The following is a 12,547-nucleotide window of genomic DNA, read 5'->3' as shown; positions in this document are numbered from 1 at the left end:
CAGGAATACTTCCTATCCAATCAAAGGGGTGGGCCCGGCAACGGGTTCACCCCTTTTGTTTTGGAGCAATGCGATCTACTTGGCCTCGGCTTTCGCCTTCTTCTGGGCGCGTTCCTCGCGAAAACTGGCGATTACGAACAACCCGGCGGCGACACAAATACAGGAGTCAGCGACGTTAAAGGTCGGCCAATGCCCATACCAAGGCAGGATGACGTCGAGGAAATCCACGACAAACCCGTGCCTCAATCGGTCGATCAGATTTCCCGCGATACCGGCCACGAGCAGCGCCCCGGCCCACTTCGTGGTCAGATAGGCGAATTTTCCCTTCCAGAAGAGAAAGACCAGCACCAGAAGCGCAGTGGAGGCGAGTCCGACGAAAAAGTAATTGTTATCGCGAAACATGCTGAAGGCCGCTCCGGTATTGTGCGCCTGGATGATGTTGAAAAATCCGGGGATGACCGGAATCGTCACATCCAGCGGTACAAACCGCAGCACCAGCTCCTTCGTGATCTGATCGATCACGAAGAAGGGCAAGGAAACGGCCAGCAGCCACCTCATTTGACGGCAGCGAAGAGATCAACCGCCTCGGCGCAGCGTCCGCAAAGCTCCGGGTGAGCGGAGATGGAGCCCACCTCGGGACGGAAACGCCAGCAGCGTTCGCACTTGCGGTTAGTCGTCTTGGCGACATCGACGGCAATCTCGGTCCCCGTGTGGAGATGGAGGTCGCTGAGGATGAAGATTTCGTCGAGTTCAGCCTTCACCGCATGAGCGGCGTCGTCAGCCGGGACTGCGAGATCGACCCGGGCTTCCAGCGTTCCACCGATTACGCCGCCCTTCTGGGCAGATTCCAGGGCTTGCGTGATGTTGCCACGTAGCGCGAGCAGGTGGTCAAATGTGGCGATGACCTCGTCGTTCTTCCACTTCGGATCGACCACCGGGAAGAGTTGGAGATGGATGGAATCGCGTCCATCGAAGTAACCCCAGGCCTCCTCCGTGGTGAATGAAAGGATCGGCGCGAGCAGACGGGTCAGCGTATCGAACACCTGGTGCATGGCGAACTGAGTCGCGCGGCGTCGGGCCGACGAGGCGGCGTCGCAGTAGAGACGGTCCTTCGTGATGTCCACATATAGGCTGCTCAGGTCGACGGCGCAGAATTGGTTCACCGAGTGGTAAACGCGATGGAACTCGAGCTTGTCGTACGCATCGCGGCAGGTGGCCACGAGGTTCTGCAAACGGGCGAGAATCCAGCGATCCACCAGCGTCAGGCTTTCCTCCGGCACGGGCACCGCGGCGTCGAAATCGTGCAGGTTGGCGAGCAGAATGCGCAGGGTATTGCGGATACGACGGTAGGCGTCGGTAAGGCGGGTGAAGATTTCCTCCGAGAACGGAACGTCGTCGGTGAAGTTGATGCTGCTCACCCAGAGACGCAGCAGGTCGGCGCCGTATTTATTGACGTAATGCTCGGCTTCGGTCGGCTTCTGGTAGCCGCCCTGGGAGGATTTGGAGATTTTCTTCTTCGTGTCGACGTCGACGACGAATCCATGCGTGAGCACGGCCTTGTACGGAGCCACGCCATTGAGCGCGACCGAGGTCATGAGCGAGCTCTGGAACCAGCCGCGATGCTGGTCCGTCGCCTCGATGTAGAGATCGGCTGGGAATTGCAGGTCGGGATGTGTGCGCAGTACGGCCTGATGGCTCACACCGGAGTCGATCCAGACGTCGAGCGTATCATTGCGGCGCGAGATCGTGGCAGGAAGGCCGACCAAGGCGGCCCACTCGGCATCGTTCAGTTCGAACCACGCATTGGTCCCCTTCTCCGCGATGACGTCGGCCACCTTGCGAATGACGTCGGGATCGAGGATCGGAGCGCCGGAGGCGTCGTAGAAAACCGGAAGCGGCACGCCCCAGGTGCGCTGGCGCGAGATACACCAGTCGGGGCGGGATTCCACCGTGCCGCGAATACGGTTGCGGCCCCAGTGTGGGAGCCATGTCGTGCTGTCGACGGCTTCCAGCGCTTTGCCGCGCAGGTCGTCGATACGAATGAAGAATTGCTCGATGGCGCGGAAGATCACTGGCGTCTTGGAACGCCAGCAATGCGGGTAGCTGTGCTGATAATCCTCCCGGGCGACGAGAGCTCCGCGCTCGGCGAGGATTTCGATCACGCGCTCGTTGGCCTTGAAGACATACTTGCCGATGAGTTCCGGCACGCCGACGTCCTCGGTGAAGCAGCCGTTGTCGTCGACCGGGGAAAGAAGCGTCAGCCCCTTCTGGCGGCCGAGCAGGTAGTCATCCTCACCATGGCCCGGCGCGATGTGCACCGCACCCGTACCCGTGTCGAGGGTGACGAAATCCGCGGTGTAAACCGTGGCCTCGCGATCGAGGAAAGGATGCTTCGCCTTGGTGCCTTCGAGGTCGGCTCCGGCAAAGGCTTCATGAACCTGGGACGAGGAAGCTCCAGCAACCTTGACGAAATTTTCCAGGAGAGCCTGGGCGACGATCACATCCCCCAGCCCTTCCACCGTGGCCCGCACGTAATTGTGCTCGGGATGAACGGCAATCGCGAGATTGGCCGGGAGCGTCCACGGAGTGGTCGTCCAGATGACGATACTGGCCTTGTCCGCGAAAGGTCCGCTGGTGACGGCAAATTTGACGAAGATAGCCGGTGAAGTTTTGTCCTGATACTCCACCTCGGCCTCAGCCAGCGCGGTCTGCGCGCCCGTGCTCCATAGGACCGGCTTCTTGCTCTGATAAACGAGGCCGTTCTCCACGAACTTGGCAAAGGAACGGACGATCTCCGCCTCGTAGCCGGGAGCGAGCGTCAGGTACGGATGCTCCCACGTGCCGAGTACGCCAAGGCGGCGGAACTGGCGGCGCTGGATATCGATGAACTTGCGCGCGTACTCCTCGGAGCGCTTGCGGATTTCCACAGGCGAGAGCCCCTTGGATTCCTTTACGACCTTGAACTCGATCGGCAGGCCGTGGCAGTCCCAACCCGGGACATACGGAGCACGGAAGCCGCTCATCGAGCGGGACTTGACCACGAAATCCTTGAGCACCTTGTTGAGCGCCGTGCCCATGTGGACGTCGCCATTGGCGAAGGGCGGTCCGTCATGCAGGACGTAGACTGGAGCGTCCTTGCGAGCTTCCTGGATGCGCTCGTACAACCCGCTCTCCTCCCATTTCTTGAGAATCTCCGGCTCGCGGGTGGTGAGCCCGGCTTTCATCGGGAAATCCGTCTTGGGAAGATTCAGCGTGTCCTTGTAACTGCTCATGAGAAACGGACACCTTTACCAGCGCCGCCCCTCAGGGTCAAACGCGAGCTGACAAGATCGGTCGCCCGATCAGCGAAACCCGGCGGGAGGTTTTACGATGAGGGCATTTCCAATTGCCGAGGAAAATGGAACGCAAAGTCTCTCGTAAGAGGTGACGCGCCTCATCCCCAGGCTTCCGGTTGGAGAAACAAAAGCAACGTAGTTTGTGGGAATACTCGGAACTTTGATGACGATATCCGTGTGGGCATACGGAAAAGACATCATCGGAGCGGATTGCTCCGTTGGGATAGGCGGAAGAAAAGCCACGTGGCTCACATCCAGAGACATGGAGACCGGTTCGTCGGCGAGAACCAGGGAACCCATCATCAGCAAGGCGATCAAAACCCGTGCCATGAGCCTTGGCATAACACAATCCCCCTCCCCGGAAAACCAAAAACCCGCGGAACAGGACGAGCCCATTCCGCGGGTTGATGATTGTCGGGTGCCGTTTAGGCCTCGAGCGTGTCGTCGAGGGCGGCGAGCAGTTCGCCGATGGTCTCCTCGGTTTCGTCGCCCATGTTGGAGATGCGGAAGGTCTTGCCCTTCAGCTTGCCGTAGCCGCCATCGATGACGAATTGATGCTTCTCACGCAGGCGCTTGATCCACGCGGCAACGTCCACGTCGCGGTTGTTGGCCACGCATGTGAGCGATAGCGAGCGATAGCCCTCGGGAGCGAAGAACTCAAAACCCTTCGACTTCACCCACTCGTGCACGATGCTGTTGAGCTTCTTGTGGCGAGCGAAGCGATTTTCCAGGCCTTCACTGAAGATGTCTTCCAGCTTCGAGCGCAGGGCGTAGATGAGCGGAATCACCGGAGTGCTCGGCGTCATGTCCTGCTCCTGGTTCTTGGCGAATTCCACGAAGTCAAAGTAGTAGCCGCGTCCCTCGATGGTCTTGGCCCGCTCCATGGCGCGCTCGGAGACCGAGAAAAGTGCGAGGCCCGGAGGCAGCGCGAGCGCCTTCTGGCTACCGGTGAGCAGCACGTCGATGCCGAGTTCGTCCATCGGAATCGACTCGGTCGAGAACGACGAGACGGTGTCGACGATGAGCATCACGTCGGGGAATTTCTTCATCACCTCGGCGATCTCCGGCAGCGGACTGCGCACACCCGTGGAGGTTTCATTATGAATAAGGGTGACGGCGTCAAATCCGCCCTCGGAAAGCTTTGCCTCGATCTGCTCGGGAAGAACCGGCTTGCCCCACTCCACCTGGAGGGTATCAGCGGCCTTGCCCACGCGCTTGCTGACGTCGAACCACTTGTCCGAAAACGCGCCGCACATGCAGTTGAGCACCTTCTTGCCGACGAGGTTGCGGATCGAGCCTTCCATCACCCCCCAGGCCGAGGAGGTGGAAAGGAACACGGGGCGCTTGGTGCCAAAAAGCTCCTGGAGCTTCGGCTGGATACCGCCGTAGAGGGCTTTGAAGTCGCCACTGCGGTGACCGATCATCGGCTCGGTCATGGCACGATAGGTTTTCTCCGAAACCTCGATGGGTCCGGGAATGAACAGTTTGACGTGTGATCTAGGCATATAAAGAGGTCAGTTTTCCCAAAGGAAATTTTCAAGTCGGAGCTTGTTTACCCTGTTGCGAGCCTCTTCAGCCCGCGGCCCTTCAAGCGCGGCGATCTTTTCATAGACTGCGATCGCCTCTTTCCAAAGCTTTTGTGATTCCAAAAGTCGTCCGGCGTCAAATCCCGCCTTGTAGTACCAGAAGTATTCCGGCTCCCCCTTTTGGTCCTGGGAAAAAACACGATAGTAGCAATTCAACGCCGCCTGATTGTCTCCGAGCTTTTCATAAGCGGCACCCATCTTGGCCAGTGCCTGATTGGACCACTGGCGCGGTGCAGACGGGTCCGCGGCTACCTGATCCCACGTGGCAATGGCTTGTTTGTACTGATCAGGAGCAGTTGCACCCTGGGCAAACTGGATATCTCCTTTTTCCACGAGGACACGACTCCGGAGATCGGCGGATGGTTTCGATGCGAGGATTTTGTCCAGAATGCCGAGGGCTTCCTTTGGTCGCTGGAGTGCGTCGTAAAGAACGGCCTGAGCCAGGCGGGCCCGGAGAGCAAGGGCACCGCTCCCGGAAGCCACCTTTTCATAGGTATCGATGGCTTCCTCCATCAGACGCGGATCCATAGAACGAGCCATGGCTTGAGCCTCGAGGAAGACCGCCTTGTCCGCCAATGGAGAGGCGGGAAACTCCTCGGCGACTGTATCGAACTGAGCTATGGCCCCGAGGTAATCGCCGCGGCGGAAATATAGTTCGCCGATCTTCATGCGGACGTCAGGCTCGTACTGAGAGGACGGATAGGCTTTTAGGAAGGCCTCGGCCAAACGCAAGGACTCCTGCTCGGAAGAAGCGTCGCCGGTATCTTCAAGAAAGATTGCCAGATACTCGGACTGCTCACGCTCAGGAGAGTTGCTCACCAATAATGGTTTGAGGGTCTCTCTCGCCTGTTTGACGTTGAGCTGGGCATACTGCCACTCCGCGAGAGCGAGACGGGCGCGTTGCGCCTCGGATGAGTCGCCCACCGCCAGCCGCTCAAGAAGTGGTCCGGCCTCGGGGCGCTTTTGCGCCGCCAGCAGCAGTCCTTCGTTGAGTTCCACTCCCCGGAGAATTGCCTGAGCATCAGGCAATGAGGCGAGTTCCTGCCATGCTTTATTTTCCGAACGCGGGATGCCGGCAAGAGTTGCGGAAATACAGGCATTGATCAGGGCGGATTGCTTGAGACTTGGATCTCCAGACGCCTGCTGAAAACAGATCGCAGCATTACGGTAGTCCCCGTCAGCGGCGAGAATCACCCCTCGCATGAATCCCGTACGCCCCGTTTCCGGGGTTCCCTGCAGGGCCGCCATGGCCTGCGGATAAAGACCCTCGGCTTGATAAGACTGGGCGAGCGCGATACTTGCTTCATTCGCCAGTTGCGACCCGGGCGGCGCCGATTGAAGAAACTGGCTGAAAAGCTCGCGGCTGCGCTGAATCTTGCTGTTTCTGGCTTCGCTTTTTGCGAGGAAGAAGAGGGCCAGTTGAGCACGGAGAGGCGCGGTGGTGTCAGCCGCCCAGCGCTTGAGCTCGGCTCCGGAGGCAGCTCCCTGTGACGCATAAACCCGGTCAAGCAAGAGGAACGGCCCATCAAGAACCGCCGAGTTTGGACTCTTTTCGATAAAATCCTCCAGCACTCGCTCCGCCTCACTGAGGTCCTTTTGTCTCACCAGGGCATCCGCTCGCAGAGTGACCACGTCAGCTGCGATTTGAGAAGAAGGGGACTTGATGGCGGAAAGGAGCTTTTCGGCCTCCGCAGTTTTCCCTTGAGCCAGGTTAACCTTGGCCAGCAGGTATTGCTGGGCGGCAAGTTGGTCGCCGGCCAGCCCAGTGCTACTGTTGAGCAGATCTGCCGCCGCCTGCGGGTTTCCATCTCCCAGGCGAATTTCCGCCAATTTTAGGGCCAGTTCCGGAGCCAGCGGGCCATTCTTCGCGAGGTTATCGAGCAGTTGTGCAGCTTTGGCCGGTTGGTTCAGCTTCTCAAGGATCGCAGCTTGCGACAGATTGGCTTCGGTGGCGAACTGCGGATCGGCAGACAGCTTTTGATAAAGCGCGAGGGCTTCATCGAGGCGGCCCGTTTTGCCTTGGGCTCGAGCGAGCACCAATGTGGCCTCGTCAGTGAGATTTTGCTCGCCCTGGAGCGTTTGCACAGCCTCGTCATATCGCCCCAGAGCATTCAGCGCCCTGGCTCTCAGCAAGAGCGCTTCCGGACTGGGAGCAGCGACGCTGGAAGCTCCGAGCCGATAGAGGGCGACGTCCGGCAGGCCGTCGGCGAGCGCTTTGCGGACGTCTGCGAGTTGATCATCGGCCCGCAGGCCGCCGAGGAGGGCGGAAACGAAGAGAGAAAGTATCCAGCAGGCTTTCGTCATTTGAGCATACGAGCGAGATAGGCTGCGGTGTGGCTCTTGGGATTTGCCGCAACCTCTTCAGGAGTTCCCTCACAGACGATGGTTCCCCCACCCGCTCCACCTTCTGGACCAAGGTCAATGATCCAGTCGGCACATTTGATCACCTCGAGGTTATGTTCGATAACGATCAGGGTATTATGGGCGTCGCGGAGCTTCATCAGCACTTCGAGGAGCTTGTGGATATCTGCAAAATGGAGTCCGGTGGTCGGTTCGTCTAGCAGGTAAATCGTACGCCCTGTAGCCCGGCGCGCCAATTCTGCAGCCAGTTTCATGCGCTGCGCCTCGCCGCCGGATAGTGTCGTGGCAGACTGACCGAGCCGGAGGTACCCCAAGCCGACATCCTGCAATGTCTCGAGTTTGGATGAAAGCGCCGGGATATTGCGAAAGAAACGCGATGCTTCGTCCACGGTCATCGCAAGCACATCGGCGATATTCTTTCCCTTGTAAGTGATCTCCAGGGTCTCGCGATTGTATCGCTGGCCATGGCATACCTCGCACTCCACGTAGACGTCGGCGAGAAAATGCATTTCGATCTTGATGAAGCCATCGCCCTGGCAGTGCTCGCACCGACCGCCCTTGGCATTGAAGGAGAATCTGCTGGCATCGTAGCCCCGGATTCGCGCGGCGGGCAGTTCACTAAACAGGTCGCGAATCGGCCCGAGTGCGCCCGAGTACGTAGCGGGATTTGATCGAGGTGTGCGTCCCACCGGGGTCTGGTCGATCACCACGACCTTGTCAAATTGTTCGGTACCGACGATGCGTTTGAAGGCTCCCGGACGCTCCTTGGCTCCATTGAGATCCCTCGCCAGGACGGCACGCAGGATATCGTTTACCAGCGTCGACTTTCCACTGCCGGAAACGCCCGTCACGCAAGTCAGGCACCCGACCGGAAAGGCCGCCGTGACGTTCTTGAGATTATTTTCGGTGGCGCCAAACACCGTGAGCCATCCGTCCCCGATTTCCCCCGCAAGCTTGCGCAATTTGCGAGGCGGCACGCGATATTTTGGCACGGAGATTTTCAACCCTTTGTTGAGGTACTGCGCCGTAAGGGAGTCCTCGCATTTCAGGATCTCGTCGAGCGAGCCTTGGGCGACGATCTTTCCGCCCCGAGGCCCGGCTCCCGGACCGATGTCCAGAATGTGGTCGGCAGCGCGGATCGTATCCTCATCGTGCTCGACCACTATCACGCTGTTGCCGAGTTCACGCAGGGTTCGCAGGGTTCCAATCAGCCGGTCGTTATCACGCTGGTGCAAGCCAATGCTCGGCTCATCCAGCACGTACAACACACCAGCCAACCCCGAGCCAATCTGGGTCGCAAGGCGGATGCGCTGAGCTTCCCCTCCGCTGAGCGTGCCGCTTTCACGGCTGAGCTGTAGATACCCCAGCCCGACCTCATTCAGAAACCCCAGGCGCTGGCGGATCTCGCGCTGAACATCATGCACGATCTCCTCTTCGGTGGTGCTCAATACGATTCCGGAAGCAACGCCGTAGGCCTCCGCGATCGGAAGGTCGCAAAACTGGTCGATGTTGATCTCCCGGCCGTCTGAAACCGGAATCGTTACCGCCAGGATCTCCGGGCGCAGCCTCGCCCCCTGGCATATCCGGCACACGCGGCGGCTTTGGAAAGCCCGGAGGCGCTTGCGAGTAAACTCACTTTCACTCGTCTCAAAAAGCCGCTCCATCTGGGCGACCAAACCCTCAAAAGGCTTGGTCACCTTGCGCTCGGCAGATGTCTGAACCGTCACTCCCCGGTCTCCGCTGCCTTCAAAGAGGAGGCTCTTGAAATTCTGCGGCAGATCCCTAAACGGAACATCCTCCGGCACAGGGGTATCTGCGCGTAATGCTTCCAGAATGGCCCCATAATAGAGCCGCATCCGCTTGTTTCCCACCCGCCATGGTTTGATAGCACCCTGAGCGAGCGTTTTGGCTGGATCGACCATGAGATCATGGTCAAAAAACAATTCGGTGCCAATTCCATGACACGCCGGGCAGGCTCCATGATGGCTATTGAACGAGAAGTGCTTCGGCGTGAGCTTCGGCATGGTGAAGCCCGTCGAGGGGTTGCTGAAGTCGGTCGAAAACTTGCGCTCGTCCCACTCGGCCTCAGAGGAAATCAAGCGGCTGATCGTGATTTTCCCCGAGCCCCAGCGGAGGGCACTCTCGATGGAATCCGCAAGCCTTTGCCGGATGCCATCCTTGACCACCAGCCGATCCACCACGGCCTCAATAGTATGGGCCGCGGTCTTGGCCAGCTTGGGCAGCGTCGGGGTGCCAAGTTCCACCGTCTGACCGTCGATTCTCAGGCGGACAAAACCTTCGCGGCGCGCCTTTTCAATGACGTCACGGAACTCTCCGGTCTCGTGATTGACCAAGGGGGCTAGCAGAATGATTTTCGTGCCCTCAGGCCAGGAAAGAATCTCGTCGGTGATTTGCTGCGGAGTCTGGCGTACGACCGCTTCTCCCGTAGCGGGATCGTGGGGCTTTCCGATCGCGGCAAACAGAAGCCGCAGATAATCGTAAATCTCAGTCGTCGTTGCGATGGTTGACCTCGGGTTGGCCGCAGAATTGCGCTGTTCAATTGCGATCGCTGGAGAAAGTCCCTCGATATAATCGACATCCGGCTTCTGCATCTGGTCCAGAAACTGCCTCGCGTACGCCGAAAGGCTCTCGACATATTTTCGTTGTCCCTCGGCATAAAGCGTATCGAAGGCCAGCGAGGATTTGCCGGAGCCGCTCAACCCCGTCAGGACGACCAGCTTGTTCCGCGGAATCTCGACATCGATATTCTGCAGGTTGTGCTGTCTCGCCCCTTTGATGCGAATAACCGAGTGATTGACGACCGGCATGACCAGAATCCGCTATCCTGCAAAAAATCCGGGGGAGGTAAAAAGAACATTTTCACTGATCCTGCCGAAGCGAACGCTACAGCTTGACGCACAGCGGCCTGCGCGAGGCTTTTTCTCTTGCAAGACTGATGCATTTTCTCTAGCTCTTGCTCCCTGAATGAACCTCAGAATCCTCCTTTTCTCCGCTCTCGTCTCAGTTGGCACTGTCAAAGCCGGCTCATTCGGAGGTCCGCCGCCATTCACAAATGGTTCCCCGCTTCCGACGGGAACTGATGGCCTTTATCAAGGCGTCGCCACGGGAACCAATCTCACCGGACTTTTCACTTTCGAAATCAGTGGTGGATCGCAAACCTCCACGACCAGAAACAATACCTGGGTGTTCTTTGTCGACGGCAACATTCTGTCCGGCGGTACCCAAGCCAACATCTCCCAAGGCAAGGTCACCGGCATTCTTGATTCGTCTGCGCAGCGTTCCCTTACGGGCGATGGCGGCACCATTCAGGGCTCGGTTGCATACATTGTGCCGGGCAATGCCGCGACTGGTTACTTCAAGGGTGATATTGACCTTGGTTCTCCGGTGGGTTCATTCAGTGGCTATGGAAAGGTATCCGGCACTCCGGCTCGCACGGATCAGCTCGTATACATCATGGATTTGAGTGGAGTTTCCATTACAGCTACCGGTTCGAGCACTGTTATCATTGATCCGGTGACTGTCACCACGATCAATGTTCCGGGAAGCTCGCTCCCCGAGAGTCGCTTCAATTTCCGTGGAACCCGCCTGCGTACGGGTCCGTCGGTCAGCACGACTGATACGTCATCTTCATCCTCCACACAGTAAGTTGAGGTAAATAGTGTTTTAACAAGGAGTGCAACTTTGGTTGCACTCCTTGTTTTTTGTAGCCCTCTTGCATAGCTGTGATTAGTCCCTCGAAACCAAGTTTGAAACCGCGAGTGCTCGCGTATTCCGGCCGAAAAGGAATGACGCTCATCGAGCTGGTCGTAGCGATTGGGATTTTTTTGATTCTGGCGGTCATGATCTTCAAGGCGACGCCAAATCTCTATGGTAGCTTTACCAAGGCGCAATGCATAAGCAACATGCGGAGTCTGCACTCTGCCTTTGCAGCCTACATCAGCGAGAAGAATCACTGGCCGCCTGTGCCGACTGATCTCTCCTCAAATGATACCTTATACGACAATTATTGGATCGGGATTATGAGGCCGTACACGCAGTCGGAGAAGGTCTGGCAGTGCCCGGTTCTCGCCAAAGGCCACTTAAAAAACGCTTCAGGCGACGAATTAAAAGTGCACTATCTGCCCACGGAATTCGACGCCACTCCCAACGGACCCTACCGCTGGCCGCGACAGCCTTGGCTGATCGAAATTGCCAGTGCCCATGGCCAGGGACCTCTGATCCTGTTTCCCGATGGATCCGTTCAGGCTCTCGGGCAATTGTTGAAGAACAACTAATGCGTCGCCTATATGGCGATGCAATTCCTTCCATCGGTTTTCTGTCACGCGGGAACTGGCAATTCCGACTGACGATGGTGATCTAGTCGATCTCTCGTGCTCGCGCCAATTCCACAGCGAGAGCCACCGCGTGAATCGTACTCTCAGGTCTCGCAACACCCTTCCCTGCGATCTCAAAGGCCGTACCGTGGTCTGGGCTCGTACGTACGAAGGGAAGCCCCAGGGTGACATTTACCCCGCGGTCAAACGCATGCAGTTTCAAAGGAATGAGGCCCTGGTCGTGGTACATGCATAGTACACCATCGAACTCACCCGCAACGCTCCGACAAAACACGGTATCCGGGGAATGAGGCCCCGAAAACTCTGCAAGCGCACCGAACCGCGCCTTAAGCAGATCGATGGCTGGAGAAATGATCTCGATCTCCTCCCGTCCAAGATCGCCACCCTCCCCGGCATGGGGATTGTATCCGGCCACGGCGATACGAGGAATTCTCAAGCCTCTCCTCCTCAGGAAGTGAGTCAACAGGCCCCCAACACGCGCGATTTCCTCTTCACTTAAAAGAGAGCGCACTTCGCGTAGCGGCACATGGGCGGTGACCAGAGCAACGGTGATCTGGCCACCGGTAAGGCACATGGCAAAATTCTCGATGCCCGCCCAAGAGGCAAAAAACTCGGTTTGCCCTGGAAAATCGAAGCCGATCTCGTGCATCGATTTCTTGGAAATCGGGCCAGTCACAACTCCGTGTAAATCCCCGGACCGACAACGTTCCGCGGCTTCTTCCAGAGAGGCTAGAGCATGCAAAGCGGAATCCCTGCTCGGCTCACCGGGCCGAAAAACATCCGCACCCTCCCCACCTATAAGGATATATTCCGCATCCGTGGGTATGTCCGTAGAAAGCAGGGCCGCCCGAATGACTTCCGGACCAATCCCAGCCGGATCGCCCAAGGTGAGACCGATACGCGGCTTCAC

8 protein-coding genes are annotated in these 12,547 nt (G+C 58.2%); 2 read left to right on the top strand and 6 right to left on the bottom strand.

From position 1 onward, the window contains the following. Nucleotides 1-75: 75 nt before the first annotated feature. From lspA to uvrA, 5 genes are all read right to left on the bottom strand, one after another. Complete coding sequence (gene lspA, locus TSACC_RS12610) at nucleotides 76-558, bottom strand: signal peptidase II (RefSeq protein ID WP_075079618.1); 483 nt, start codon at nucleotides 556-558, stop codon at nucleotides 76-78. Then, entirely contained in the window at nucleotides 555-3,272 is a 2,718-nt protein-coding gene (gene ileS, locus TSACC_RS12605; protein ID WP_075079617.1) for an isoleucine--tRNA ligase, read from the bottom strand. The genes lspA and ileS overlap by 4 nt, the downstream gene beginning before the upstream one ends. Before the next feature lie 488 nt (nucleotides 3,273-3,760). Further along, entirely contained in the window at nucleotides 3,761-4,840 is a 1,080-nt protein-coding gene (locus tag TSACC_RS12595) for a pyridoxal-phosphate-dependent aminotransferase family protein (protein WP_075079615.1), read from the bottom strand. Nucleotides 4,841-4,849: 9 nt separating this feature from the next. After that, on the bottom strand, nucleotides 4,850-7,225 hold the full coding sequence (locus TSACC_RS12590) for a tetratricopeptide repeat protein (RefSeq protein WP_075079614.1): 2,376 nt from the start codon (nucleotides 7,223-7,225) through the stop codon (nucleotides 4,850-4,852). Continuing rightward, entirely contained in the window at nucleotides 7,222-10,110 is a 2,889-nt protein-coding gene (gene uvrA, locus TSACC_RS12585; RefSeq protein WP_075079613.1) for an excinuclease ABC subunit UvrA, read from the bottom strand. Before uvrA ends, TSACC_RS12590 begins: the two co-directional genes overlap by 4 nt. Before the next feature lie 157 nt (nucleotides 10,111-10,267). Between uvrA and TSACC_RS12580 the strand changes: the two genes are divergently transcribed. Continuing rightward, nucleotides 10,268-10,948, top strand: a complete 681-nt coding sequence (locus TSACC_RS12580; protein WP_075079612.1) for a hypothetical protein — start codon at nucleotides 10,268-10,270, stop codon at nucleotides 10,946-10,948. A 77-nt stretch (nucleotides 10,949-11,025) separates the two neighbouring features. Then, nucleotides 11,026-11,577, top strand: coding sequence for a type II secretion system protein (locus tag TSACC_RS12575; protein ID WP_369695376.1), 552 nt, complete (start codon nucleotides 11,026-11,028; stop codon nucleotides 11,575-11,577). A gap of 82 nt (nucleotides 11,578-11,659) precedes the next feature. On the opposite strand, the gene pdxA is transcribed toward TSACC_RS12575, so the two are convergent. Beyond that, nucleotides 11,660-12,547, bottom strand: coding sequence for a 4-hydroxythreonine-4-phosphate dehydrogenase PdxA (gene pdxA, locus TSACC_RS12570; protein WP_075079610.1), 888 nt, complete (start codon nucleotides 12,545-12,547; stop codon nucleotides 11,660-11,662).

The sequence above is a fragment of the Terrimicrobium sacchariphilum genome (assembly GCF_001613545.1).
Lineage (GTDB): Bacteria > Verrucomicrobiota > Verrucomicrobiia > Chthoniobacterales > Terrimicrobiaceae > Terrimicrobium > Terrimicrobium sacchariphilum.
This window is presented reverse-complemented; position numbering and strand designations above follow the sequence as displayed.

Coding starts and splice junctions, on each gene's coding strand:
- ileS (WP_075079617.1), bottom strand. CDS start 3,272: ATGAGCAGTTACAAGGACACGCTGAATCTTCCCAAGACGGATTTCCCG.
- uvrA (WP_075079613.1), bottom strand. CDS start 10,110: ATGCCGGTCGTCAATCACTCGGTTATTCGCATCAAAGGGGCGAGACAG.
- TSACC_RS12590 (WP_075079614.1), bottom strand. CDS start 7,225: ATGACGAAAGCCTGCTGGATACTTTCTCTCTTCGTTTCCGCCCTCCTC.
- lspA (WP_075079618.1), bottom strand. CDS start 558: ATGAGGTGGCTGCTGGCCGTTTCCTTGCCCTTCTTCGTGATCGATCAG.
- TSACC_RS12595 (WP_075079615.1), bottom strand. CDS start 4,840: ATGCCTAGATCACACGTCAAACTGTTCATTCCCGGACCCATCGAGGTT.
- TSACC_RS12580 (WP_075079612.1), top strand. CDS start 10,268: ATGAACCTCAGAATCCTCCTTTTCTCCGCTCTCGTCTCAGTTGGCACT.